We start from the raw sequence: 24,037 nt of genomic DNA, 5'->3' as shown, positions 1-24,037 counted from the left end.
TCGCCGGAATATGTGCGCTTTGCCGAACGACTCATTAGAGGCGATGGCGACGCTGTTCCTCTCCTCGCGCCCGGTCAGCACCTGGAACAACAGTTTGGCGCCGTGCCGGTCGAGTTCCCTGGCTCTGGAATGACGGTAGGCGTCAAAAGCGCCTACGGCTGCGTCAAAGCGTTCTCTGAGACTGACCTCAAGGAGTTCGACATCCAGACGCTGATCATTCACGGCGACGACGACCAGATCATGCCCATCGTGGCATCCGCGAAGAAAATCGTCGCAACGGGTCAGGGACGTGACCTTCAAGGTCTACTCCGGTGCTCCGCACGGACTGTCGATGGTGCCGGAGTTCGCAGGACGGTTCAACAACGACCTCCTTGAATTCGCACGCGGCTGACCGACCAGGTGTCGTTTCAGCGGTCTTCCCGCGTTCACGCGCCGGCGACAGACCAGTGGCGGGCGCGATCCCGAAGAGTGTTCACGACCTGCACGTCGCGATGGAGCATCTGGTGGCCACGGACGACAAGTGGCCTTTGCCTACACCATCACCGGATCACATCTGGGGCCGCTGATGATACAGACGGCGACCGGCAGGAAAGCAAGGTACCGGGGCATGCAGATCAGCCGCTTCGACAGCGACGGAGAGCTCGTCGAACGCTGGGGCAGCAGCGACGAACTCGGCATGCTGCACCAACTCGGACTCACCGAGGTGTGACCCCGAGAGCGGGATTTCCGACGGTACCGAGAACAACCAGCTCGCACGCGATCGGCCACCGTTCCTCTCCATGCGGTGCCGAGAGGACGCTTCGGGTCGGCGGAATGTTGAGGTCCTCGGATGGCAAACGGCCAGGTGCGGGGCCCGCCGGCTCAATTAGCGAGTCCGACAAGTGGGGCTGATACTGATAAATATGGATGCTAGCAGCGGGTCGGTTCGCGGCTCTTCGGTCCAGCACGGGGCATCAGCGGTGGATGTTCTGGTGGTCGGGGCCGGGCCAAGCGGGCTTCTGCTGGCTGGCGACCTCGCCGAGTCTGGGGTCAACGTCACGCTGGTGGAGCGGCGCGATCACGAATCCAACCTGAGCCGCGCCTTCAGCATCCATGCACGAACCATGGAGGAACTCGACGCCCGGGGCCTGGCCGACGAACTACTCGCTCTCGGCTCACCGGTCAGGGCGTTGCGTCCGTTCGGCCGCATCAGCATCGACTTCTCCGGCCTTCGCACACGCTTTCCGTTCCTGCTGATCGTCCCCCAATGGCAGGTGGAGCGCCTTCTGCTGCGCCGGGCCGAGGAAGCGGGGGCGACGATAGTGCGGGGGGCCCGGGTTACGGGGATACGGCAGGACACGGGCGGCGTGGACGCGGAAGCGAACCTTCCGGACGGTGCCACTGCCACACTTCGAGCGCGCTACCTGGTCGGCACCGACGGGGCGAGCAGCACCGTCCGGCAGAGCCTGGGCATGCCGTTCCCCGGCAAGTCGGCCATCCGCTCCGTGATGCTGGCCGATGTACTGCTTGAACGCGCCCCTGACGAAGCTTTCAATTTCGCCTCGAACCAGCATGGCTTCACCTTCTTCGCGCCGTTCGGGGACGGCTGGTACCGGGTTATCGCCTGGGACCGGCAACAGCAGCAGCTGCCCGACGATGCGCCGGTCACGATGGAGGAGGTCCGGGACATCACGCGGCGAACCATCGGTGACGACCTCGGGATGCACGATGCCCGTTGGGTTTCCCGCTTCCACAGCGACGAACGACAGGTACCCCGCTACCGGCAAGGGCGGGTGTTCCTCGCGGGCGACGCCGCGCACGTCCACTCGCCCGCCGGGGGCATGGGCATGAACACCGGGATGCAGGACGCCGCCAACCTCGGCTGGAAACTGGCAGCCGTAGTGCGCGGCTGGGCTGATGACGAGTTGTTGGACAGCTACGACACGGAGCGCCATCCGGTGGCCCGAAGGGTGCTGCACGTCAGTCACGCACTTCTCACAGCCGTCATCACCGGGTCACCGGCCATACGAGCGTTGCGCGCATCGTTGGCCGCCGTCGCGCACCAGCTACGTGTCATAGAGCCGCATGCGTCCCGCAGCATCTCCGGCATCGGGATCACCTACCCCGCGCCCCGGGGCTCCCACACGCTTGCCGGGCGCCGGGTACCGGACCTCCGACTTGCAGGGGAACCGGCACGGCTGTATGAGGCCCTGCGACGAGGCACGTTCGTACTGGTGGGCCGCGACGTCGCCGCAGTCGCCACGCCGTGGGAAGGACGGGTGGTGACCGCCTCCCCCGCAGCCGGCCTGCGGCCCACGCTACTGGTCCGACCCGACGGTTACGCCGCCTGGGCGGCCGAGGACCCCGATCCGGACGAGATACGCGAAACCTTGACGCGGTGGCTGGGCGAGGTGGTTGGACAAGGGTAGGCGGGGCGTGGTCGCGCGCGGCGGAACGCGTGCTGGGCCCGTGGGATCACCCACCGGGGATTACTGTTTCAGCGCCGCACCTACGGCAGCGAGGTACTCATCGACGCTCAGCGTGGCGTGGGAGATGGTCGGGAAGCCCTGGACCATCGCATCGTGGGCGGCGCGCCCGCCAAGCGCCGCAGTGGCGTCGGTGAAGGTGGTCACGTGGTAGCCCTTGGCTGCTGCGCAGGGCCGCCCCCCAGCCTGCAGGCGATTGACTCCGACATGGGGAACCGCCGGCAGCAGCCCGGACGGCTTGAGCGGGGCTTCGCCAGCTCCCACGGGGAGCCGTCACGCCCGTGCGGGTGTGTTCGATTCCAGACCGCGAGCCGGGGTGCGCCCCCGCTGTGACACATCGGGTGGGACGCTCCGTCATGTCCCGACGAGTCGGGCCGAACTGATCCGTCGGCGTCGAATTCCAGGGCACGAACCACGACGAACTCGCCTGGCAGGAGGTGCTGTTCAAAGGCTTCGAGGTGCTGGTCACCACGGCGGTGCACGGTGCGAGCGAGACGGTGGTGAGGCTCAGTGTCCGCCGTGAAGCGGGCTCGTGTCCGACTTGTGGCCGGGCGTCGACACGTGTGCCTGATCGCTACGAGCGTCGCTTACCGGATCTTCCGCTGGCTCGGCACGGAGTACGGATCCTGCTCTCGGTGAGGCGCCTCATATGCGTTGACGGCTCTTGTCCTCAGCGCACGTTCGCTGAGCAGACAACAGGAGAGCCATTTCTGGCGTGGACCGGTGGGGAGTGCCGTGCAGACGGCGCGGATCCCGGCCCGGAGCTCCTTCCTGTCGCGGACGACGACTGCGTGCTCTGCGAGGCCACACGCTCAGCAGGCCGCTCCCTCGATATCGGCGACCGGTGGATGGCCCGCTCGATCTGGCCTGGCCGGGTGAACAGTGACTGGTCGCCGAGCACACCTGCGAGTCCCTGCTTCTGGCGCACTGGTGCCCATCAGAGCCACGTCATGGAGTGCGCCCACAGAGCCTCGACCGAGCGGGTGCCTTCCGGCGTGCCGGAGAGTGACCTGTCGCGTCCGTCCGCAGGTGCCTTCTAGCCTCGTCGGCATGCTGGGGCTTCCTGCACATGTCCGTGCCTGTCTGTTCGATCTCGACGGGGTGCTCACCCAGACCGCGAAGGTGCACGCGGCTGCCTGGAAGGAGATGTTCGACGGGTACCTCCGCGAACGCGCGACGCGCGAGGGAACCGGGTTCGTGCCGTTCGACGCGGGTGGCGACTACGACGAGTACGTGGACGGCCGTCCCCGGGAGGACGGCGTGCGTACGTTCCTCGCCGCACGCGGGGTGCACCTGCCCGAGGGATCGCCGGACGACCCGCCGGACGCGGAGACGGTGAACGGCCTGGGCAACCGGAAGAACGAGCTGGTCCTGCGGCGCATCCGCGAGGAGGGCGTGGCACCCTACGACGGCTCGGTCCGCTTCGTGCACGCGGCGCGGACGGCGGGCCTGCGCTGCGCGGTGGTGTCGTCGAGCGCGAACACACGAGATGTCCTGCGAGCGGCCGGCATCGAGGACCTGTTCGACGAGCGGATCGACGGGGTGGTCGCCCACGAGCGCCGGCTGCGGGGCAAGCCCGCCCCGGACACCTACCTGGAGGCCGCCCGAGGGCTGGAAACGGATCCTGGGCAGGCCGCGGTGTTCGAAGACGCCCTCGCCGGCGTCGAGGCCGGGCGGGCGGGACGGTTCGGCCTGGTCGTGGGTGTCGACCGGGTCGGCCAGGCGGAGCAACTGCGAGCCCATGGTGCCGATGTGGTGGTCCGCGACCTGGCAGAGCTCCTGGAGGAACGGTGATCACCCATCCCAGCTTCACGGTCGAGCCGTGGTGTCTGCGCGAGACCGAGCTGAACCTGGACGTCCTCGCGCAGAGCGAATCGGTCTTCGCCCTCTCCAACGGGCACGTCGGGTGGCGCGGCAACCTCGAGGAGGGAGAGCCCCACGGACTGCCCGGCGCATACCTCAACGGCGTCCACGAACGGCATCCGCTGCCCTACGCCGAAGCGGGCTACGGATATCCCGAGTCCGGCCAAACGATGATCAACATCACCGACGGCAAGATCTTCCGTCTGCTGGTCGACGATCACCCGTACGATCTGCGCTACGGCCGACTGGTCGCGCACGAGCGGGTGCTGGACTTCCGCTCGGGCATCCTCAGCCGCACCGCACGATGGACTTCGCCCGGCGGTCGTACGGTGCGGATCTCCTCGCGGCGGCTCGTGTCCTTCACGCAGCGCTCGGTGGCCGCGGTGGTCTACGAAGTGGAGCCGGTCGACGGACCGACCACGGTGGCCGTGCAGTCGGAGCTCGTCGCCAACGCGCAACTGCCGCGGTTCCAGGGCGATCCGCGCGTTGCCGCGGCAATCGAGTCACCGCTGCTGACCGAGGAGTATTTCGCGCAGGACACCCGGCTGCGGCTGGTGCACTGCACCGACCACAGCGCGCTGCGGGTGGCCGCAGCGGCGGACCATGTCGTCGAAGGGCCGCAGAGCACCCGCTGGACGGCGCAGTGCGAGGCTGACGTCAGCCGCCTGACGGTGACCGCCGACCTGGTGCCCGGGCAACCGCTCCGGCTGATCAAGTTCGTGGCTTACGGCTGGTCGGGGGAGCGTTCGCTGCCGGCCGTGCACGATCAGGTGGACGCGGCGGTGGCGGCCGCGGTCAGCACCGGCTGGGACGGTCTGGCGGCGGCACAGCGGGCGTACCTGGATCGCTTCTGGGCGGGCGCGGACGTCGAGGTCGAGGGCAGCGCGCGCATCCAGCAGGCGGTGCGGTTCGCCCTCTTCCATGTGCTCCAGGCGGCGGCCCGGGGCGAGAACCGGGCGATTCCCGCCAAGGGCCTGACCGGAACCGGGTATGACGGTCACTGTTTCTGGGACACCGAGTCCTATGTGCTGCCGGTGCTGACGTTCACCGCGCCGGAGGCCGTCGCATCGGCACTGCGGGCGCGTCACCGGATGCTGCCGACGGCGCGGGAGCGCGCGCGTCAGCTCGGGCTCGCGGGCGCAGCGTTTCCCTGGCGCACCATCGACGGTGCCGAGTGTTCGGCCTACTGGCCGGCCGGGACGGCCGCCTTCCACATCAACGCGGCCATCGCGGTGGCCGCCGACCGGTACGTGATGGTTACCGGGGACGAGGACTTCGAACGCGGTGAGGGCCTCGAACTCCTCGTGGAAACGGCGCGGTTGTGGCGCTCGCTCGGACACCACGACGCGGAGGGCGTCTTCCACATCGACGGGGTCACGGGCCCCGACGAGTACAGCGCGATCACCCGCGACAACCTGTACACCAACCTGATGGCGCGACAGAATCTGATCTCGGCCGCGGACGCCGCCGTGCGTCATCCGGAACGCGCCGCGACGCTCGGTGTCGACGACGAGGAGACTGCCGCGTGGCGGGATGCCGCGGCCCGCATGGCGATGCCCTACAACGACACGCTCGGCGTGCACGAGCAGTCGGCCGGTTTCACGAGTCTCCAGCGCTGGGACTTCGAGGCGACCCCGCCGGAGAACTACCCGCTTCTGCTGCATTACCCCTACTTCGACCTCTACCGCAAGCAGGTCGTGAAGCAGGCCGATCTGGTGCTCGCGATGATGGAGTGCCCGGATGCCTTCTCCGACGACCAGAAGGCCCGGAACTTCGCCTACTACGAGGCGCTGACGGTCCGCGACTCCTCCCTGTCGGCGTGCTTCCAGGCGGTACTCGCCGCCGAGACCGGGCACCTGCGTCTGGCCTACGCCTATCTCGGCGAGGCAGCGCTGATGGACCTGGAGGATCTGGAGCACAACACCCGGGACGGGCTCCACATCGCCTCCCTCGCCGGTACGTGGATCGCGCTGGTCGCCGGTCTCGGAGGCTTGCGCCGGTACGGCGGTGACGACGGGCGGCAGGCCCTGCTGGCGTTCGCACCGCGCCTGCCGGAGGCGCTGTCCAGGGTGGCTTTCACATTGTTGGTACGCGGACGCAGGCTGAAGGTGGACATCGGTCCGTCCCAGGTGCGGTATCGCCTGGTGGAGGGCGAACCCCTGGTTGTGCTGCATTACGGGGAGCCGATGTCCCTGACTCCCGACGCGCCGGTGGACCGCCCGATGCCGCGCGCACCTGTGCTGCCCGAGCCGCAACAGCCCCCGGGCCGCCGCCCGGTGGGCCTGCCCATCGAGGAGGAGGACCCGGCGGCGACACCGGAGTAGCGCACAAGAGCCGCACCACATGCGACGCTGAGGAAGGCCTCGTGGATGTCGTCGCGTATCTCCCGGCGGATCCGCAGACGGCGGAACCAGCGCAGGTGGGGGAACACGGGCTCCGCGACCAGCGTCGGAGTCGACGGCGAGCCGCTCCACGAGCTCGGCGGGCAACGACGGGTTCTCGGCGAGGGCCGCCAAGTGCGTCCGCTCGGCGACGCACCGCTCGGCGCCGGTGCGGGCGAGGAGCCCTCGGCTCAGCGCCTCGGCGGGGGACTTCGGATCGCGGAGGAGTTCGGCGGTGACGCGTGCGTCCCGCCGGCACTCCCACAGTGCGGCGGCCAGCCGCTCCCCGGGGTCAGGGGCGGCCAGCAGCGCCGACCGCTCGCCCGGCGGCAGGATCTCCCCTGCACGCACCGCTTTCCGGCGCGCTGCAGAACTGTGACGAGTGGCCATCGAGGCCACGAACGACGGCGCCAAATGCGGCGAGTCCGGCAGTGCCGCCCGGACAGCAGGGGCGGGGTCGTCGAGCAGGCGGACGCACGCGGTTCCGGGAGCGGCGCGACCTTTGTTCGCGGGTGGTACACCTCGGGTCCGTATGCAGGAGCAGCCCGCACCCTTGCGGGCGACTCCGTCCAGCACGGATGCGTGAAACGCCATCATCGGCAGTTGAGCCGGCGGGCCGCGCACCTGGCCGTTTGCCATCCGAGGAGCTCAACATTCCGCCGACCCGAAGCGTCCTCTCGGCACCGCATGGAGAGGAACGGTGGCCGATCGCGTGCGAGCTGGTTGTTCTCGGTACCGTCGGAAATCCCGCTCTCGGGGTCACACCTCGGTGAGTCCGAGTTGGCGCAGCATGCCGAGTTCGTCGCTGCTGCCCCAGGGTTCGACGAGCTTTCCGTCGCTGTCGCACGAGATCCGCTCCCAGGCGTCGTCTGGCGCGCCGGTCAGGACGTGGTCGATGCGCCAGCTTCCGCAAGCCGCACTTGGCCCTGGGACTGCTGGAGAAGCCGGCCGGCCGCCTTGCGTCCGACTGCGGTTACGGCCGCAGCGTCGCCTTCCGCCCGGCGCTGGAGGAGCGCGGCTGGTCCTACGTCATGGCCGTTGAGCCCAAGGAGGTCGCCCGCCCGGCCGGTGCCGTCCCGTGTCTGCTGCCTTACCAGGGGCTGGGTCCGCCCACTCTGCCGCGCTGTCGCGAGCCGGCCCGTCCCCTGCGTCAGCTGGCCGATGCGTCCATCCGCCTTGAGAGCGTGCCCTGGCGCCAGGGCAGCAAGGCACCGATGACCTCCCGTTTTGCAGTGCTCAAGGTGCGGCCGTCGGGCAAGGAAGCCACCCGCGCAGCGCAGGAACACGGTGGTGGACGCAGCCGGTGGGACGGCGTGCTGCCGCTGCGGAGTCTGCTGGTCGAACAGCCCGAGAGGGCGACCGAGCGACCGGCTACTGGATGACCAACCTGCCCGCCACCACCCCGGTCGCCGACCTGGTGCGCTGGGCGAAGATGCGCTGGCGCATCGAGTACGACGTCCGCGAACTCAGGCACGGCCTGGGCCTGGACCACTTCGCAGGCCGCACCTGGCGCGGCCGGCACCACCACGTCACCCTCGTCACCGCCGCCCAGGCCTTCCTCGCCCTTCAGTTGCGGCCGCCGTAGGGCTCGAGCGTCGCCACCACCTTCGACCGGCACTCGGGCAGTTCCTCGTCGCTGCCGGTCAGTTGCACGGCTGCGATCACGTATGCGGACGTGGGCAGACCCTCCAGGCCCCACGGATCCTTGATCAAGGCATGCCCATCCGTCGTCCTTCCTGCTTCCTGCGCCATCCGCGCGGAGTCTCAGCTGTGGCCTGCGTAGAGGGCCTGGCCGCTGCCCCAGAGGCTGCTGCGGTTGAGGTGGTCCGGATACCGCCGGACCATGGCCTCGTAGAAGCCCTGCGCCGTCGGCTCCACCTTGAGCAGCTCCTCGGCGTCGTCGAGGTAGCGACGGGTCCCGAAGATCTGCCGCTCGGCGTCGTCGTCGTGGTTCCGGTTCTTGTGGCCTGCGACGAGGTTGCGCGCGCCCAGGGCCTCGAGCACGTCGATGGCGTGGCGCCATGCGTCGAGGCCTCCGTCACGGGATTCGACGAGGTACTGGTGGACACCGTCGTAGACGACGTCGCCGGCGACGACGAGGTCGAGGTCGGGGACGTGCAGCACACTGGTGTCGTCGGTGTCGCTGTGCCCGACCTCGATGACACGCAGCTCGTGCCCTTCGAGGAGGATCCGGTTGCCGAGCTCCTCGACGGAGGTGGCGGTGACGGGCGAGTCCGGGATCTGTCCGGGCAGGATGCGGTCCCAGAATCCCGCGCGTGTCTGGGCGGTGCGGTGCATCTGCTCGATGGTCGACGCCGTGGCCACCACCTGGGCGTCGGGGAACCGTTCGGCGATGCTCGCAGCGCTGAACCAGTGGTCGCCGTGCGCGTGGGTGGAGAAGATGTAGGTCAGCTTCCTGCCGCTGGCCTGCACCCGCTCGGCGACGACGTCCGCCTGGGCAGCGGTGAGCGGCGGGTCGACGAGAACCGCCTCGCCGCGGCCGAGGATCAGCGTCGTGGAGACCGGCGCCCAGGTGCGGGCGCCCCCGTCCGGCAGGGGATCCGGAAGGGCGAGCGGAATGGTCTCGGAGACCAGGATCTCGTAGGTCAGACCGATGGCGTTCACAGGGCGGCTCCGAGAGTTCCGAAGGAGACGAGGGCGGCCTCGGCCTGGGCCGAGTCGTGCAGCTGCACCTGGCGGCCGGGCTGGGTCGAGGCGGAGGCGGCGACGGCGACCGCGCCGATCTGCGCGGACGTCACCTGGGCGGGGTCGGGGGTTTCGACGAAGCGGGTGGCCACGGGGCCGAGTTCGAGCAGGAACACCCGCTTGGCACCCTGCAGTTCGGCGGCGAGCACCTGCTGCATCATCAGGAGCGCGGTCTGTTCCATGCTCACCAGACCGCTGCCGGGGATCGGGAAGTGGGCGGACTGGCCCACGACCACCGAGTACGCGCCCTGGTCCGTCATCCGGGGCAGGGCGGCACGCAGCACGGCCATGTGCGCGGTCGCCAGGTCCACGAAGGTGGCCTGCCAGTCGGCCTCGTCGATCTCCCACAACTGCTTGCCGTGCCACCAGCCGCCGATCGGGACGACGACGTCGTCCACGCCGCCGAGGCGTTCGGCCATGGTCGCGACGAGCGTCTCGGCGCCCGCGAAGGTCGTGTAGTCGAACTCGAACAGGTGCAGACGCTCGGTCGCCGCCTTGCCGAGCAGGGCACGGAACTCCTCCGCGCGCTCCTGGCTGCGTGTGGGCACCACGACCTGGGCGCCGGCGGCGAGGTAGGCGCGCACCGCACCCTCCCCCACTCCTCCGGTACCGCCGGGGATCAGGACGCGCCGTTCGGAGAGGTCGGGGAGCGAAGTGTGGTCGAACATGGAACTGCCTCCTTGGCAGGGCTGGGCTCGTGGACCGGGTCGGTGGGTCGTGCCTCTGGGCCTGGACCTGAGGGCTTCGGACTCGGTGAGACCGGATCGGCAGGGCTGGACCGACGGCAGACCGGGCCTTATGTTGGGAAGCCCAACGTTGACCAGGCCAACGTAGCACGAATCTGTGGGCCATCCCAACGGTTATAGTGAGGACATGAGCAGCGCTCAGGACATGAGCAGCAGTGGAGGGACGGGCGAGGCGGAGGACGACCTCCAGGCGCCGGCACGACTGCGGGCACTCACTAGCTGGCAGGCCAACAAGGTGTCCACGGTCGGAGCGCGCATGACGGCACGGCACATGCCGCTGACCGCACGCGCGGACTTCGCCGTCCTGGCCGCCCTGGAGGAGTACGGCCCGCTCAGCCAGGCCGATCTCGGCAGGCGGCTCGGCCTGGACCGCAACGACGTCAGCGGCATCGTGAAGCGGCTACAGTCCGGGGGCCATGTCGACCGTCGCGCCGACCCGGAGGATCGACGCCGCAATGTCGTCACTGTGAACCGGGCGGGCCTGCACTACCTTGACGAGATCCAGTCCCACGCCGACCAGGCCCAGGCCGAACTGCTGGCAGGACTGGACGCCGACGAGCGTCGGCAGCTCCACGCCCTCCTGGCGAAAACCCTGGAGGCACACCGGCATGGGCCCGCCTGACAGCCCGAGCGGTCCGGAGGGGCTGACCCCGGATGTTGGACACGGGGTGACCTGAGATCAGCGTTTCAGGGTGACGGTGGTGGGACGAGGTCGAGTCCGGTTCCGGCGAGGAAGCCGCCGAGCGAGCTGGACCAGCTGCGGCGCCTGGTGCAGGAGCGGACCGCCGACCTGCAGCGGGTCAAGGCCGAGTACGACACCTACCGCAAGGGGGTCCGGCGGGACCGCCTGGCCGTGCGCGAGATCGCTGCGGCCAACGTGGTCCGGGCGCTGCTGCCCGTGCTGGACGCCGCCGACCGGGCGTGCGCCAACGAGCCGCTCACGCCTGGCCTGAGGGACATCGCCGACAGCCTCAGGGAGCAGCTCGGCTCGCTGGGCGTGACCTCATTCGGTGAGGTGGGCGATCGTTCGACCCAGCCTGCCACGACGCACCATGTCGCTCCGGAGGCCGATGGCTTCGTGTGCTCGGCGGTCCTCCCGGCTACCGGCTGGGCGAGAACCTGCTGCGCCCGGCGACTGTGGAGGTCACCGGATCCGCCCAGCCCACGAGGAGCGCACCGGCGCCGGGATGCGGCGGACGGGGGTCATCCGCCCGCCCAGTCAGGCCGCGGTTGCCTGTCGAGCGGGGCTGACGGGCTAGCCCCCGCCTGGGTACAGAGAAGAGGGCATCGCCTTCGATGCCCTGAGAACCATTGGCAAGCAGAGGTGACGAACCAGGCAGCACCACGCGTTCCTCGCTCGCGTACGCCAACTCGGCGAATACGCCTGCCGGGACAAAGCCGCGAAGGTCACCGACGCGGTGCTGCGCGTGCTCGCCCGGCGCATCAGCCCGGGTGAGGTCGACGACCTTGCCTCCCAGCCGCGTGGCGGCCGCCTTCGCCGCCGAGGCCAGTGCCGTGACAGCGGGTCACCCGGGGCAGACCTCAACCAGGCCGTCCTGCTGAACCTGCCCGCACGCCCGCATCCCCTGACCGGGGCCGTCGTCCGGTCGAGTCGCGACCGGGCCAGGACCTTGCGACAGTGGCAGGAGTGATGGGCTGACGTCGAATGCCGGAGTCGATTCGACCGGCTCACGGTTGTCCGGTCAACCAGTGAGTCGGGAGAGGAGGACAGGCGGATGAAGGCGTTCGTGATGAAGGAAATCGGACGGGTGGGCTTCATGGAGAAGCCTGTTCCGGAGCCGGGTCCGAGCGACGCGGTGGTCCGGACGACCAGTGCCCTGATCTGCACCTCCGATTCCCACACCGTTCACGGCGGCATCGGGCCCGAGGAAGGACCTGACGCTGGGCCACGAAGCGGTGGGCATCGTGCACGCGGTGGGCAGCGAGGTGAAGGACTTCCGGCCCGGCGACCGGGTGCTGGTCGGTGCCATCACCCCCGACTGGGGCGACCTGGCGTCCCAGAACGGGTTCCCTTCGCAGTCGGGCGGACCGCTCGGAGGATTCAAGTTCGCCAACCGCAAGGACGGGATCTTCGCCGACTACTTCCATGTCAACGACGCCGACGCCAATCTCGCCAGGATTCCCGACACCATCGGTGACGACGTGGCGGTCTACTGCGCCGACATGCTGTCGACGGGATTCGTGGGAGCGGAGAAGGGCAACATCCCGATCGGCGGGACCGTGGCCGTCCTCGCGCAAGGACCGGTGGGCCTGATGGCCACGGTGGGAGCCAGGCTCCGGGGCGCCGGCCGGGTCATCGGGGTCGAGTCGGTCCCCAGCCGGCAGAAACTGGCGCACGAGTACGGCGCCGACGAGGTCGTGGACTTCACCAGCGAGGACGTCGTCGAGCGCATCCACGAGCTGACCGGAGGAGAAGGGGTCGACACCGCCATCGAGGCACTGGGCGCGGACATCACCTTCCAGACCGCCGTGAAGATCACCAAACCCGGCGGCACCATCTCCAACATCGGTTACTTCGGCGAGGGCGAGTTCATCCGCATCCCCCGCGTCGAGTGGGGCGTCGGCATGGCGGAACAGACGATCGCGACCGGACTCTGCCCCGGAGGCAGGCTCCGCATGGAACGGCTGCTGCGCGTGCTGGAGGCGAAGCGCGTCGACCCCACGCACATGACCACCCACACGTTTCCCTTCGACGACATGGAGCGGGCCTTCGAGGTCGCGGACAAGAAGCTCGAAGACGTCGTGAAGGTGCTGATCACCTTCTAGGTGCTGTCCTTCCCGGACCTGCGCAGCGCGCCGGACGGTACGTTGCGGCGCCGCGGAAGCGAGGAGCCATGCACGACCCCGACCCCCCGTTCCGCCCGGTCCGCAGGCGCGAGGGCTACCTGCCACTGGAGGACCTCGGCCTCATCGGGGACGGTACGACGGCCGCGCTGGTCGGCCTGGACGGCTCGATCCCGTGGATGTGCCTGCCCCGGTTCGACTCCGACCCCCTGTTCTGCGGCCTGCTGGACCACGTACGAGGCGGCCACTTCACCCTCGCGCCGCAGGACCTGGTGGAGGCCCGCCAGCGCTACGAGCCCGACACCGGCGTACTCGCCACCGAGATGCGCAGTAGCACCGGCCTGGTACGGGTCGCCGACGCGCTGACCGTGCGCACCGGCGCCGACCTCACCGACGACGCCCCGGCCGGACGGTGCGAGCTCGTCCGGTCGGCCGTGGTCGTCTCCGGAGACGTCCGGCTGCGGATGGACCTGGAGCCCCGCGGCGGCGGCACGGCGCAGGCACTGTTCAGCGGCCTGGAACTCAGGCCCTCGCGGCGGCCGGACCTGCGCCTGCACCTGCGTTCCAACCGCGCGCTGCCCGGCCTGCACAGCACCCACGACCTGAGACAGGGGGAACGCCTCGACCTCGTGCTGTCCTGGGGCCGCTTTCACCGCCACCACCGGTTCCAGGCCGACACGATGCTCGCGGACACCGCTGACGCCTGGCGGCGCTGGATGAAACACTTCGGCTACTCCGGTCCCCAGGAGCCACTGGTCCGGCGTGCCGCCATCACCCTGAAGCTGTGCGACGACTGGGCCAACGGCGCCCTCGTCGCGGCGCCCACCTCCTCCCTGCCCGCGCCGATCGGCGGAGTCCGCAACTGGGACTACCGTTACGCCTGGATCCGGGACGCCGCCTACGCCGTGTTCGCCCTGCGGCGCATCGGCTTCACCGGCGAGGCGGACGCCTTCCTCGGCTGGGTCCTCGACGCCGTGGAGCAGAGCCGGATCCCCCGGATCATGTACAACCTCGACGGCGGCCCCGTACCCGACGAGATCGAGGACACCGAACTGGAGGGGTATCGCCGCTCCGGTCCGGTGCGGTGGGGCAACGGCGCGGCCGACCAGCGCCAGCACGACGTCTACGGCGAGATCCTGGACTGCGCCGACCAGTGGCTGCGCACCGACCAGTGGCTGCGCTCGGGCCGCGAGGTGGAGCCCGCCCTGTGGGCGGGCCTGGCGGGGCTGGCCGACACCGCGGAGCAGGCGTGGCGCCAGCCGGACCAGGGGATCTGGGAGGTGCGCAGCGACGGCCGGGTGTTCACGTACTCGGCCGGGATGTGCCAGGTGGCACTGGACCGGGCCGCGGCCATCGGCGAGCGACTCGGCCTGCCCGGACCGACCTCGGCCTGGCGAGCCTCGGCAGACCGGCTGCGTCGGCGCATCCTGGAGGAGTCCTGGGACGAGGACGCCCAGACGCTCAGCGCACACCTGGACGGCGGCGGCGCGCTCGACGCGAGCCTGCTCGCCCTCCCGCTGCGCCACGTGGTGCCGGCCGACCACCCGCGGATGGCGGCGACCACCACCGCCGTCGCCGAACGCCTGTCGGCCGGCGACGGCCTGCTCTACCGCTACCTCCACGAGGAGTCGCCCGACGGCCTGCCCGGCGACGAGGGCGCCTTCGTGCTCTGCGGCTTCTGGCTGGCCGACAACCTGACCGCCCAGGGCCGGATCGAAGAGGCCGAGAAGGTCTACGCCTCGCTGTGCGCCCGTGCCAGCCCGCTCGGGCTGCTGCCGGAACAGATCGACCCCACCACTGGAGAGTTCATGGGCAACTTCCCCCAGGCGTTCAGCCATATCGGGATCATCGCCAGCGGTGTGAACCTCGCCCGGGCGAAGGCAGGCGTACGGACATGATCAACCGGCTCGCCGTCTTCGGCGCGACAGGCGACCTCACCGCCCGCTACCTCCTTCCGGCCCTGGCCGCCCTGCGGGCCGCGGGACACATCGACGACGGCTTCCAGCTGACCGGCGCGAGCCGGGAGGACTGGGACACCGGCCACTTCCGCGACTGGTGCGCCGACCAGCTCGACCGCCACGGCGGCTCCCATCCCGCCGATGCCAGGAAGGCCGTCGCAGCCTCGGCTCGCTACCGGCGGGCCGACGTCACCGACCCCGCCGACGTCGCCGCGGTCGTCGCCGGCGACGACCCGGTCGCCGTGTATCTCGCCCTTCCCCCGGCGCTGTTCCCGCGCATGGTCACGGCCCTGCACGAGGGGGGCCTGCCGCCGGGCAGCCGGATCGTGCTGGAGAAGCCGTTCGGCGAGGACCTGGCGAGCGCGCGCCACCTCAACCGGCTGCTCGCCGGTCTCGTGCCCGAACAGGCGGTGTTCCGGGTCGACCACTTCCTCGCCATGACGACCGTCCAGAACGTGCTCGGAAGCCGGCTCGCCAACCGCATGCTGGAGCCCATCTGGAACAGCACCCACATCTCGGACATCGAGATCGTCTGGGACGAGACCCTCGCCCTGGAAGGCCGGGCCGGCTACTACGACGGCGTCGGCGCGCTGAAGGACATGGTGCAGAACCACCTGCTGCAACTGCTGTGCCTGGTGGCCATGGAACCCCCGATCACCCTCGGCGAGCGCGACCTGCGCGACCGGAAGGTCGACGTGCTGCGGTCCGTGCGGCTCCTGACCGACTACGACGTCGTGCACCGCACGCGCCGCGCGCGCTATCTGTCGGGCCGGATCGGTGACCACGCCATCCCCGCGTACGTCGACGAGGCGGGTGTGGACCCCGGGCGGCACACGGAGACCTTCGCCGAGGTCGAACTGGAACTGGACAGCTGGCGCTGGTCGGGGACGACGTTCCGGCTGCGCAGCGGCAAGGCGCTCGGACAGGACCGCAAGGAGGTCGCGGTGCGCTTCCGGTCCGTGCCCCACCTGCCCTTCGGGCACGAAGGACAGGCCCAGCCCAACGTGCTGCGCTTCGGGCTGGAGCCGGAAGGGATGACCCTCGACATGACGGGCATCGGCGCACGCGCCCAAGCCCTCACCCAGGTCTCACTGACCGCGCGGATGGAACCGCCCGACCTGCCCGCCTACGGGCGGCTCCTGCTGGACGTCATGAAGGGTGATCCCGCCCTGTCCATCCGGGGCGACGAGGCCGAGGAGGCATGGCGGGTCCTGGCACCTGTCCTGAGCGCATGGGAGAGCAACCGGGTCCCGCTGGAGGAGTATCCGGCCGGGTCCGACGGTCCGCCTCCCCGGCCGCACGAGGGCGCCCAACGGCGGCGCAGCGACCTGCTGCATCCCGAAGCGCTACCGGAAGATGGACCGCACTGAGCGCCGGTCCCCGTGCGTCGTCGTCACGGGCGCCGCAGGGATCGGCAAGACCACGGTGGCCCGCCTGCTGGCGCAGCGGCTGGGCGTGCCCTTCGCGGACGGCGACGACTTCCACTCCGCGGCCGAGATCGCCAAGATGTCGTCCGGCACACCGCTCGACGACACCGACCGTCGCCCCTGGCTGGAGTCCGTCGGCCGCTGGCTGCACCAGCGGGATGTGGCGGGCACAGGTGCCGTGGTCGCCTGCTCCGCACTCAGGCGGCGCTACCGCGACATCCTGCGAGCGGCCTGCCCTGGCGCCATCTTCCTGCACCTGACCGCCGGCCGCGACGTGCTGGCCGACCGGCTCGGCGGACGCACCGGCCACTTCATGCCGAGCTCACTCCTCGACTCGCAACTCGCCACGCTCGAACCCCTCGAACCGGACGAGCCGGGAGCCGAGCTCGACGCGACGCAGCCACCCGACATCCTCGCCAACCTGGCCGCAGACCTACTGGCGCGGCAGCTTCACTGACTTCGGTGCATCGGTGCGTCGTCGGGCCGCCGCGTCCGCACCGGTGGACGAAAGCGCGAGATGAGGGCCGCTGTGCCGAGGTTCACGCGCGCTCTTACAGGGAGCCGGGAAGGTCCTGTGCAGCCCAGATGGTCTTGCCGTACCGGGCATGCCAGGTTCCCCAGCGCCGGGTGAGCCGGGCAACCAGAAGCAGGCCGCAGGCCCGCATATTCTTCCTGCGCACCCTCGCGCTGAGCGTCAGTCAGGTCAGGTTCGCGTGAGGCTGACGTAGAGGTACTGGCCTTACGCAGGGGTGAGGGGACATTTCGAGCAGGGAAGAGGATCACGTAGAAGGCGGACCAGCAGCGTGACGGCATCCAGCGCACATCGGTCGAGGACGCGATGAGATGAGCATGGTTCACCTGTCCGTCGGATGAAGCGCCCCGCCTCACCGTGCTTGTTGTCCGAGCCTGCCATCATTGCCGGAATCGCCCGTGCCACCCTGCCGGAGAGCCGCACTCCCCGGGAGTGGTACGTCGACGACTACGACCGTATCCGCGACACCATGGCGGAAGCTCTGGAGGGGTTCGACGACTTCAATCACAGGGTGCGCCGGCCGCTGCGCTCCCGTATCCAGCAGCCGGCCCGTGAACTGGTCTTTTACATGCCGGCGGAGCGGGCGGAGTTCTTCGCCGCTCCTCTGCTCGACGTGGTCCCCCAGCCGGGAACGCTGGTCCTGAGCACCATTCGGTCGCACGACCAGTGGAACACCGACCGGGGCGTCAAGACTCCGGACGCTGGTGTTCATGCACTCGGACGCTGCAGAAGTGGCAGCGGACGAGGCATGAGCGACGTCGACTGAAATGGGGCACCTGAACGCATGCGTCATCACGTCCGCAGCTGGGGCCTTGCGGCGTCAGCCTGGTTGCGTTCGCGCGACCCCGGGTTGGCCGCCACGCGGCGCGCCGGTCGTGCCTCCGTCGTCGCTTCGGCCCTGTTCGCCGTGAGCATGCGGGTGTTCCACTCGCCGGCGATGGCCTACTACGCCGCGTTCGGCTGCTTCTCCATGCTGCTCTTCGTCGAGTTCACCGGTCCCATGGCACAACGGCTGCGGCTGCACCTCGGACTGGCGGTCGCCTGGGCCGCTCTGGTGACCCTCGGCACCCTCACGGCCGGCGTCACCTGGTTGGCGGTGACGGCGACCGTGGTGGTCGCGTTCCTCATTCTGCTGTCCGGCGTGGTCAGCTCGGTGATCGCGAGCTGCTCGACGGCTCTGCTGCTCGCTTTCGTCATCCCTGTGACCTCGCCGGTGCCGTACTCCCAGCTGATCGACCGGCTCGCCGGCGTGGGGCTCGCCTCCTGCGCCTCGATGCTCGCGATCTGGCTGCTGTGGCCGCGTGCTTCGACCGATCCGCTCAGTGCGCCGGCGATCCGTGTGTGCAGGACCACCGCTGTCCGGCTGCGCGACGAGGCCGCACCGTCGGCGGGTGACATCGAGGAGCCGAGCGCCACAGCACGCGCGCTCGACGCCGAGCAGGCGAGTTCAGCGGCCCGGGATCTGCGTCGCGCGTTCGACGGTACGCCGTATCGGCCGACAGGTCTGTCGACGAGTTCGCGTGCTCTGGTGCGCCTGGTGGACGAGCTCCTCTGGCTCAGCGCCGTCGCGGACGACGGGGTGCCCGCACACGAACCGTCGTCGAACCGTCGGCCGGAAGCCTGTGCGGTGCGCCGCGCGGCGGCCGATCTGCTCGACGGTTCCGCCGCGTTGCTCGAGAATCCGCTAGGCGCCCTGGAGCCGGTACAAGAGGGCACCCGTCTTCTGCGTGCCGCCATGGACACGTTGATCGAAAGCCGGGCGGCACAGCCTCCGCACCACGTCCCCACCGGCGGTGCCGATGCCGAGGAGCGCGCGGTCCTCGCGACGTTGGACGCCTCCTTCCGTGCCAAGGAACTCGGTTTCGCGACCCTGCAGGTCGCCCACAACGTCGAGGTGGTCGCGGCGGCCGAGCGGCGCGGCTGGTTCGAGCGGCTGCTCGGGCGTGAACCGGACGCGTCGGGCGGCCCCGTCTCCTCCGCGCGGGCACGCCTGGGCGCGCACCTGACCCTGACGTCGGTGTGGGTGCGCAACAGTCTGCGCGCCGCGGTCGGCCTCGGCATCGCCGTCACCCTGGCGGACATCACCAATCTTCAGCACGCGTTCTGGATTCTGCTCGGCACGCTGTCGGCGCTGCGCTCGAATGCCCTGAACACCGGCCAGAACGCGCTGCGCGCGGTCGCCGGGACGGTGGTGGGGTCGATCGTGGGAGCCGCGCTGCTGCAGCTGCTCGGACATCACAGCACCGTGTTGTGGATTGTGCTCCCGCTGGCGATCATGGCCATGGGCGCGGCTCCGACAGTGATCTCCTTCGCGGCCGGGCAGACGGCGTTCACGGTCGCGCTCGTGGTGGTGTTCAGCATCGGCCAGAATCCGGACTGGCACCTCGCGCTGCTCCGGCTTCAGGACGTCGTACTCGGCTGCGGGGTGAGCCTGCTGGTGGCGGTGTGCCTTTGGCCGCGCGGCGCGACGGCGGCCGTGGGCAGGGCCCTGGCCGAGGCGTACACCGCCTGTGCGGCGTACCTGCAGAGCGTGGTGGAACACCGCCTCGGCCTGCCGGACGAGGCCGACAAGGGCGCGCTCTCCCCCACGGAGGAAGAGTGGCAGGCCGCGGCCGCTTCGCGCCGACTCGACGACTCCTTCCGCACCTATCTCGCCGAGCGGGGCGCCAAGCCGGTGTCGCTCGCGGCCATGACCACACTCGTGACCGGTGTCGCCAGGCTCAGACTCATGGCGGACGCGCTGCAGCACCTCTGGCAGCGGGCCGGCGAGACCCGGCTGCACACCGGCAGCGGCCCCGCGCGGCGCGAACTGGTCCACGCCGCGGAGGGCGTCACCGCGTCCTACCGTGTCCTGGCCGCGAGCATCGAGCGCCGCTCCCCCACGGTCCCGCTCGGTGGCCCGGCCGCAGACCTGCGTCTTGTCGAGTCGGTGTATCGCAATCTGCTCGGGTCGGGAGACACGCGTGCCAATGTCGTGCGCATCGTCTGGACGAGCAAGTACCTGGAGTCCGCACACCAGTTGCTGCCGAGCCTGGCAGCGGCAGCCGGCACCGCAGGCGAGTGACCGGCGATCGCCGGATTCGGCGCCGCCCGGCCGGCCGATGACGCCGAGGTCCTCGTCATCCTGGCATGTCCTGGACCGTGCCGGAACGGTGGGGAACCACGGACGGGCGCATCTGCGAGGAGACGTCGAGCACCTGGTGCGGCACGTGCCCCTCGAACGCCGCGAACAGCGTGGGATCACCGCCTTGTCGTCCACCGCGGGGTAGGCCACTTGGGTGAGCAGGTAGTCGAAGCGCGGGGCCCACTTGCGCGTGCCGAGACGTGCGGTGGTCGAGCAGTTGTCGACCATGCAGGCCACGCCGCGGGCGTGCATGTACGGGTTGAGCGAGTCGACCGCCTCGACGACCGACTCAAGATCTTCGGACGAGGGCGCCAAGAACTCCGCCGCTGCGCAGGGACGTTCCGCTTGCGGCGCCGAAGTTCGGTTCATGGCAGCGAAATTCCATCCGAATCACGAATCCGATATTGACCCTGGTTCCCGCGGTGGCCCCTCACCATAGGTGGTGCGCTGATTTCGACCGCCCCGGCGAACGACGTCGTTTCAGGACGATAGAGCCTTGACGAGTTCCAATGCGAGGGGGCCCGTGGACGCCGGGTTCTGGCCCGTGATGAGGTTGCGGTCCGCGTCCTTCAGGGTCCAATAGCTTGCGCCGGTCATCACGCAAAGGATCTTGGCCATGGAATGCTCCTCTGGAGGGCGACACTCGGGGAGGGCGTAGTTCGACCAGTTTGAGACCTGCATAACAAGGATGAGCGGGAATCTCGGAGTCGGCACGTTGCGACCGATGGGTGCACGCGTATCGCATGTGAGCGCCGAGAAGCGGTAATAGGATTTACGCGGCCCCGACAGCAGAATGTTCGGAGGATTGTCATGATCAGACCCTATGGCCCCTACGATTTCCTGCCGCAGATCAGGACCTTCTCGTTGACCTCTGATTCCGTGGTCAGCGGCGAGCAACTGGCCCGCGAGCAGGTGAGCGGCATCCTTGGGGCAGGGGGATCGGACGTCTCACCGCAGCTGAGCTGGTCCGGATTTCCCGAGGAGACCCAGAGTTTCACGGTCGCGATGTTCGATCCCGATGTGCCTACCGCTTCGGGCTTCTGGCATTGGGCGGTGGCCAACCTGCCCGCCTCCGTGACCGACCTCCCGGCGGGGGCGGGAGACGGCAGGGATCTGCCGGGTGACGCGGTGACCCTGGCCAACGACGCCGGCTACAGAAGGTACCTCGGTCCGGCAACGCCTCCGGGCAACGGTCCCGACCGCTACTTCCTCGTGGTGCACGCCGTCGACGTGGAAGAACTGGAGGTGTCCGGGACGACGACCCCCGCCTACCTGGAGTTCCTCCTCTTCAGCCACGCACTTGCCAGGGCGACTCTGCACGGGACCTTCGAGCGGGCCTGACCCGAAGGAGCATGAGGCCCGTCAGCAACCCGACGGGCCCTCATACGGCCGCCCTGTCTCACTTCTTCCACATGTAGTCCTCGGCGGCGTCGACGATCAAGTTCTTGACCGACTGCGGGTGGGAGACCAGGGACACGTGCGAGGAATTGATCTCGACCGTCTTCCGGGCCTGCGCGCGCTTCGCTTCGAACAGTTCCAGGGCCGGGTTGATCGCTTGGTCCTGCCTGCCGACGAGGACGTACACAGGCTTGTTCCGCCAGGCGGCGGCGGTGAGCTTGTCCGCGAACGCCGAGAGCGCGATCGGACGCTGGGTAGCTCCCAGGAGGTTGGTCTGGCTGGTGGGCAGGTCGGCGGCGAAGACCTGGCGCAGTTTGTCCGGCTGCACGTAGACGTCCGTACCGGTGGTGCCGTCGCCGTTCCTGAAGGGCACCTGCTTCAGGGCCTTGGTGAGCGGGGCGGCCGGGAACTTCGCGGAGAGGCTGGAGAAGGACTCTCCGGTGTCCGGCATGATCGCGTTGATGTAGACGAGGGCCTTGACGTTGGCGTTTCCGGCGGCGGCCTGCGAGATCACCTCTCCACCGTAGGAGTGGCCGACCAGGACGATCGGTCCCTTGACGGATTTCAGGAAGCTTGCGAGGTAGGCCGAGTCCTGAGGTATGCCGCGGAGGGGGTTGGCGGGTGCGTCCACCGTGTAGCCGTTCTGCTGGAGGCGCTGCACGACCCCGTTCCAACTCGACGCGTCGGCGAAGGCGCCATGCACGAGCACGATGGTGGGCTTCTCCCGGCCGGGATCCCCGCTCGGGCCACCGGCCTGCGCCATTCCGACTGTCAGTGCGGAGGTGATACCCGACACCGCCAGAAGAGCCGCAGCCCAACGGGCCATGTGCACGGTACGGAGGGACTCGCGGGATATTCGCATGCCGTTCCTTCGGTGCGGGGACGTCGAACGACGCCCGGGATTACATATTCGACGGCACCGGACGGCCTGTCCTGGCTCAGGGGCCATTCGAGTGAACTCACAGCCCCGCGACATCACTGCCGCGGGTAGGCAAGGATTGTTCGCCGAATTCCAGGACATCTGCCGGATTCGCAGCGCTTCGTCCCAGTGGTTTCAATTTCCCCGTCTAGCCGACGGCGACCAACTCGAGTTGAATGTTGTCCGGGTTTCGGAATACGACCGTCGAGTCCACGAACGGTTCCTTTTCGTCCCTGATCGGAGTGTGCTCGATTCCCAAATCGTCCAGCCACGTCATCCAGGATTCCAGCTCGGCACGCATACCCACCTGGAACGACACGTGATCTAGACCTGTCCGGGCTTCGAGTAATCCTCATGCCGGTTACCTGTGGTGGAGTGAAGCCCGATCACAGGCCCCGATTCCGGAACCACCAGCAGGATGCCGTAGCCCGTCCTCTCGCGGTAGAGGTGGTTGAACTTGCAGTCCACTTGCTCGGCCCGGAAAACTCGCTTGTACCAGTCCAGGCTGTCTTCCAGGTTCGTGACGGTGAAGAACAGGTGGTGCAGGCCAGTGATTGCTGGCCCATTTCCCTCAGTCATGGCTTACCTCCGGTCATTTTCCGTGACGAGGATGCGAGCGTCCGCAAGGGATGTCCCGTAAATGATCTTCGAAGGGGGCGAGATGCATGGCGGGGCCGCCAGGGGCGTGTTCAGGCTGGCGGCATTGGCTCGATCGCAGCGGATACTTCAGCGAGAAGCGACTCGACCTCCGCTCCCCAACGCGAGCTCACCACCAGGTCCCGTGCCGGGTCGACCCATAGCAGGTGGCCGCCGCCATTTCCCCGGGCGCAGCGCCCGGTGGACGGGGCCTTGGACCACACCGTGCGGTGGTCGTTCAACCACCAGGAGAGCCCGTAGTTGGGCTTGACCGGGCAGGGCCGCCACATCTCCTCGATCCACGCGGCGGACAGCAGTCGGCGCCCGCCCCATTGCCCGTTCCGAAGGCAGAGTTGCCCGATCCGGGCCAGGTCGAGAGCATTGATCCACAGTCCGCCGCCCCAGTGTGCGCCGCCGGACACTACGGCGATGCGGCGGCCGTGGATCTCAACCGCGGAGCCGGCGTAACCGTGCCAGGACCACCCGGACGAGGCCCCGATCGGCTCCATGATCCGCTCGCGCAGCGCCTCCGGCAGGGGCCGACGGAGCAGGACGGTGAGCGCGAGGGCGGTCAGGTTCACTCGGACATCGTTGTAGGCCCAGCCCGCTCCGGGCGGTCCGCCGGCTGACTCCGTTCCCTCGCGGGTGCTCTGGGCGTCGGCCCAGGTCGGCTTGGACCACAGCTCGCCCTCCCACTGGCTGGACTGGTCCAGCAGATGCCGCCAGGTGATCTTCCGCGCGTGTGCGCCGCCGAACTGCGGCAGGTCGACTGAACGGCACACGGGTTCGTCCAGCCGGAGCAGTCCGTCATCGAAGGCCAGCCCGGCCACCAGGGACAGGACGCTCTTGGTGGCGCTGAAGGCCATCTCCGTCCGCTCCGGATCTCCCCAGGAAGCCAGTACCACGCCGCGCCGCACGACGACACCGCTCGCCCCCTGCCCGTCGAGCAGAGGGCCCAGCACCTCCCGATGTGAGACATCGCCGACCTGGGCGGCCAGGTAGGACTTCATGTCCTGGACACCCGGTATCGTGCGCTCAGCCTGTTCCTTCGCGGCACGTGCCAGCCGGGCGGCATCC

The 24,037-nt window shown here is 69.2% G+C and carries 23 protein-coding genes and 4 pseudogenes; 18 read left to right on the top strand and 9 right to left on the bottom strand.

Translation table 11 applies throughout. From position 1 onward, the window contains the following. Positions 1-21 precede the first annotated feature (21 nt). Positions 22-117, bottom strand: a pseudogene (locus tag ACFY0K_RS05760) (AAA family ATPase); the annotation flags it as partial. Here ACFY0K_RS05760 and ACFY0K_RS05755 point away from each other — a divergent pair. From ACFY0K_RS05755 to ACFY0K_RS05745, 3 genes are all read left to right on the top strand, one after another. Further along, the gene (locus ACFY0K_RS05755) at positions 103-375 is read left to right on the top strand and encodes a hypothetical protein (RefSeq protein WP_390638864.1); all 273 of its coding nucleotides are present in this window, start codon (positions 103-105) and stop codon (positions 373-375) included. The pseudogene ACFY0K_RS05760 and the gene ACFY0K_RS05755 overlap by 15 nt on opposite strands. Before the next feature lie 190 nt (positions 376-565). Further along, positions 566-709, top strand: coding sequence for a hypothetical protein (locus ACFY0K_RS05750; RefSeq protein WP_390638747.1), 144 nt, complete (start codon positions 566-568; stop codon positions 707-709). A gap of 250 nt (positions 710-959) precedes the next feature. Further along, positions 960-2,408 carry an FAD-dependent monooxygenase gene (locus ACFY0K_RS05745; RefSeq protein ID WP_390638746.1) on the top strand — a complete coding sequence of 483 codons (1,449 nt, stop codon included), beginning with the start codon at positions 960-962 and terminating at the stop codon, positions 2,406-2,408. 60 nt (positions 2,409-2,468) lie between these two features. Here the strand turns inward: ACFY0K_RS05745 and ACFY0K_RS05740 are convergent, their stop codons facing one another. Continuing rightward, entirely contained in the window at positions 2,469-2,612 is a 144-nt protein-coding gene (locus ACFY0K_RS05740) for a hypothetical protein (protein WP_390638745.1), read from the bottom strand. Between the two features lie 290 nt (positions 2,613-2,902). Between ACFY0K_RS05740 and ACFY0K_RS05735 the strand changes: the two genes are divergently transcribed. From ACFY0K_RS05735 to ACFY0K_RS05715, 5 genes and pseudogenes are all read left to right on the top strand, one after another. Beyond that, on the top strand, positions 2,903-3,505 hold the full coding sequence (locus tag ACFY0K_RS05735) for a transposase family protein (RefSeq protein ID WP_390638744.1): 603 nt from the start codon (positions 2,903-2,905) through the stop codon (positions 3,503-3,505). Positions 3,506-3,515: 10 nt separating this feature from the next. After that, a complete protein-coding gene (locus tag ACFY0K_RS05730) occupies positions 3,516-4,259 on the top strand; it encodes an HAD family hydrolase (RefSeq protein ID WP_390638743.1) in 744 nt (247 codons plus the stop codon). Then, on the top strand, positions 4,256-6,652 hold the full coding sequence (locus ACFY0K_RS05725; protein WP_390638742.1) for a glycoside hydrolase family 65 protein: 2,397 nt from the start codon (positions 4,256-4,258) through the stop codon (positions 6,650-6,652). The genes ACFY0K_RS05730 and ACFY0K_RS05725 overlap by 4 nt, the downstream gene beginning before the upstream one ends. A gap of 896 nt (positions 6,653-7,548) precedes the next feature. After that, positions 7,549-8,091: pseudogene (locus tag ACFY0K_RS05720) on the top strand (transposase); the annotation flags it as partial. Then, on the top strand, positions 8,088-8,294 hold the full coding sequence (locus ACFY0K_RS05715) for a hypothetical protein (RefSeq protein ID WP_390638741.1): 207 nt from the start codon (positions 8,088-8,090) through the stop codon (positions 8,292-8,294). The pseudogene ACFY0K_RS05720 and the gene ACFY0K_RS05715, both read left to right, overlap by 4 nt. On the opposite strand, the gene ACFY0K_RS05710 is transcribed toward ACFY0K_RS05715, so the two are convergent. The 3 genes from ACFY0K_RS05710 to ACFY0K_RS05700 are packed head-to-tail and all read right to left on the bottom strand — an operon-like array spanning position 8,276 to position 10,083. Further along, on the bottom strand, positions 8,276-8,461 hold the full coding sequence (locus ACFY0K_RS05710; protein ID WP_390638740.1) for a hypothetical protein: 186 nt from the start codon (positions 8,459-8,461) through the stop codon (positions 8,276-8,278). The two genes, ACFY0K_RS05715 and ACFY0K_RS05710, sit on opposite strands and share 19 nt — an antisense overlap. Positions 8,462-8,473: 12 nt before the next feature. Then, complete coding sequence (locus tag ACFY0K_RS05705) at positions 8,474-9,334, bottom strand: MBL fold metallo-hydrolase (protein ID WP_390638739.1); 861 nt, start codon at positions 9,332-9,334, stop codon at positions 8,474-8,476. Then, positions 9,331-10,083 (bottom strand): SDR family NAD(P)-dependent oxidoreductase, encoded by a 753-nt coding sequence (locus ACFY0K_RS05700; RefSeq protein ID WP_390638738.1) that lies wholly within the window; start codon positions 10,081-10,083, stop codon positions 9,331-9,333. Before ACFY0K_RS05700 ends, ACFY0K_RS05705 begins: the two co-directional genes overlap by 4 nt. A 205-nt stretch (positions 10,084-10,288) precedes the next feature. On the opposite strand from ACFY0K_RS05700, the gene ACFY0K_RS05695 reads away from it, so the two are divergent. The 9 genes and pseudogenes from ACFY0K_RS05695 to ACFY0K_RS05655 all read left to right on the top strand — a co-directional run bounded on the left by ACFY0K_RS05695 (position 10,289) and on the right by ACFY0K_RS05655 (position 19,947). Next, a complete protein-coding gene (locus ACFY0K_RS05695; protein WP_390638737.1) occupies positions 10,289-10,783 on the top strand; it encodes a MarR family winged helix-turn-helix transcriptional regulator in 495 nt (164 codons plus the stop codon). Positions 10,784-10,930: 147 nt separating this feature from the next. Further along, complete coding sequence (grpE, locus tag ACFY0K_RS05690; RefSeq protein WP_390638736.1) at positions 10,931-11,617, top strand: nucleotide exchange factor GrpE; 687 nt, start codon at positions 10,931-10,933, stop codon at positions 11,615-11,617. After that, positions 11,514-11,813 (top strand): annotated as a pseudogene (locus ACFY0K_RS05685) (DUF2267 domain-containing protein); the annotation flags it as partial. The gene grpE and the pseudogene ACFY0K_RS05685, both read left to right, overlap by 104 nt. A 283-nt stretch (positions 11,814-12,096) precedes the next feature. Continuing rightward, positions 12,097-12,948, top strand: a complete 852-nt coding sequence (locus ACFY0K_RS05680; protein ID WP_390638735.1) for a zinc-binding dehydrogenase — start codon at positions 12,097-12,099, stop codon at positions 12,946-12,948. 68 nt (positions 12,949-13,016) lie between these two features. After that, the gene (locus ACFY0K_RS05675) at positions 13,017-14,864 is read left to right on the top strand and encodes a glycoside hydrolase family 15 protein (protein WP_390638734.1); all 1,848 of its coding nucleotides are present in this window, start codon (positions 13,017-13,019) and stop codon (positions 14,862-14,864) included. Then, on the top strand, positions 14,861-16,294 hold the full coding sequence (locus ACFY0K_RS05670) for a glucose-6-phosphate dehydrogenase (RefSeq protein WP_390638733.1): 1,434 nt from the start codon (positions 14,861-14,863) through the stop codon (positions 16,292-16,294). Before ACFY0K_RS05675 ends, ACFY0K_RS05670 begins: the two co-directional genes overlap by 4 nt. After that, the gene (locus ACFY0K_RS05665; protein WP_390638732.1) at positions 16,281-16,808 is read left to right on the top strand and encodes a gluconokinase; all 528 of its coding nucleotides are present in this window, start codon (positions 16,281-16,283) and stop codon (positions 16,806-16,808) included. The genes ACFY0K_RS05670 and ACFY0K_RS05665 overlap by 14 nt, the downstream gene beginning before the upstream one ends. A 336-nt stretch (positions 16,809-17,144) precedes the next feature. Beyond that, positions 17,145-17,599: pseudogene (locus ACFY0K_RS05660) on the top strand (formate dehydrogenase); the annotation flags it as partial. A gap of 197 nt (positions 17,600-17,796) precedes the next feature. Next, entirely contained in the window at positions 17,797-19,947 is a 2,151-nt protein-coding gene (locus ACFY0K_RS05655; RefSeq protein ID WP_390638856.1) for an FUSC family protein, read from the top strand. Between the two features lie 540 nt (positions 19,948-20,487). Here ACFY0K_RS05655 and ACFY0K_RS05650 read toward each other — a convergent pair. Continuing rightward, a complete protein-coding gene (locus tag ACFY0K_RS05650; protein ID WP_390638731.1) occupies positions 20,488-20,625 on the bottom strand; it encodes a hypothetical protein in 138 nt (45 codons plus the stop codon). Between the two features lie 192 nt (positions 20,626-20,817). Between ACFY0K_RS05650 and ACFY0K_RS05645 the strand changes: the two genes are divergently transcribed. After that, complete coding sequence (locus ACFY0K_RS05645; protein WP_390638730.1) at positions 20,818-21,348, top strand: YbhB/YbcL family Raf kinase inhibitor-like protein; 531 nt, start codon at positions 20,818-20,820, stop codon at positions 21,346-21,348. A gap of 58 nt (positions 21,349-21,406) precedes the next feature. Here ACFY0K_RS05645 and ACFY0K_RS05640 read toward each other — a convergent pair whose 3' ends face one another. The 3 genes from ACFY0K_RS05640 to ACFY0K_RS05630 all read right to left on the bottom strand — a co-directional run bounded on the left by ACFY0K_RS05640 (position 21,407) and on the right by ACFY0K_RS05630 (position 23,970). Then, positions 21,407-22,267: an alpha/beta fold hydrolase gene (locus ACFY0K_RS05640; protein ID WP_382722922.1), complete on the bottom strand. Its 861-nt coding sequence runs from the start codon at positions 22,265-22,267 to the stop codon at positions 21,407-21,409. Positions 22,268-22,648: 381 nt separating this feature from the next. After that, the gene (locus ACFY0K_RS05635; RefSeq protein WP_390638729.1) at positions 22,649-22,903 is read right to left on the bottom strand and encodes a hypothetical protein; all 255 of its coding nucleotides are present in this window, start codon (positions 22,901-22,903) and stop codon (positions 22,649-22,651) included. Positions 22,904-23,013: 110 nt separating this feature from the next. Then, positions 23,014-23,970 (bottom strand): serine hydrolase domain-containing protein, encoded by a 957-nt coding sequence (locus tag ACFY0K_RS05630; protein ID WP_390638728.1) that lies wholly within the window; start codon positions 23,968-23,970, stop codon positions 23,014-23,016. Between the last annotated feature and the right edge of the window lie 67 nt (positions 23,971-24,037).

The organism is Streptomyces sp. NPDC001507, from assembly GCF_042894765.1.
Taxonomy (GTDB): domain Bacteria; phylum Actinomycetota; class Actinomycetes; order Streptomycetales; family Streptomycetaceae; genus Streptomyces.
Note: the sequence above shows the minus strand (reverse complement) of the source record. Positions and strands in the feature narration are given on the sequence as shown.

Coding starts and splice junctions, on each gene's coding strand:
- ACFY0K_RS05700 (WP_390638738.1), bottom strand. CDS start 10,083: ATGTTCGACCACACTTCGCTCCCCGACCTCTCCGAACGGCGCGTCCTG.
- ACFY0K_RS05650 (WP_390638731.1), bottom strand. CDS start 20,625: ATGGCCAAGATCCTTTGCGTGATGACCGGCGCAAGCTATTGGACCCTG.
- ACFY0K_RS05665 (WP_390638732.1), top strand. CDS start 16,281: ATGGACCGCACTGAGCGCCGGTCCCCGTGCGTCGTCGTCACGGGCGCC.
- ACFY0K_RS05640 (WP_382722922.1), bottom strand. CDS start 22,267: ATGCGAATATCCCGCGAGTCCCTCCGTACCGTGCACATGGCCCGTTGG.
- ACFY0K_RS05675 (WP_390638734.1), top strand. CDS start 13,017: ATGCACGACCCCGACCCCCCGTTCCGCCCGGTCCGCAGGCGCGAGGGC.
- ACFY0K_RS05630 (WP_390638728.1), bottom strand. CDS start 23,970: ATGAAGTCCTACCTGGCCGCCCAGGTCGGCGATGTCTCACATCGGGAG.
- ACFY0K_RS05695 (WP_390638737.1), top strand. CDS start 10,289: ATGAGCAGCGCTCAGGACATGAGCAGCAGTGGAGGGACGGGCGAGGCG.
- ACFY0K_RS05715 (WP_390638741.1), top strand. CDS start 8,088: ATGACCAACCTGCCCGCCACCACCCCGGTCGCCGACCTGGTGCGCTGG.
- ACFY0K_RS05645 (WP_390638730.1), top strand. CDS start 20,818: ATGATCAGACCCTATGGCCCCTACGATTTCCTGCCGCAGATCAGGACC.
- ACFY0K_RS05730 (WP_390638743.1), top strand. CDS start 3,516: ATGCTGGGGCTTCCTGCACATGTCCGTGCCTGTCTGTTCGATCTCGAC.
- ACFY0K_RS05655 (WP_390638856.1), top strand. CDS start 17,797: ATGCGGGTGTTCCACTCGCCGGCGATGGCCTACTACGCCGCGTTCGGC.
- ACFY0K_RS05710 (WP_390638740.1), bottom strand. CDS start 8,461: ATGGCGCAGGAAGCAGGAAGGACGACGGATGGGCATGCCTTGATCAAG.
- ACFY0K_RS05750 (WP_390638747.1), top strand. CDS start 566: ATGATACAGACGGCGACCGGCAGGAAAGCAAGGTACCGGGGCATGCAG.
- ACFY0K_RS05670 (WP_390638733.1), top strand. CDS start 14,861: ATGATCAACCGGCTCGCCGTCTTCGGCGCGACAGGCGACCTCACCGCC.
- ACFY0K_RS05635 (WP_390638729.1), bottom strand. CDS start 22,903: ATGACTGAGGGAAATGGGCCAGCAATCACTGGCCTGCACCACCTGTTC.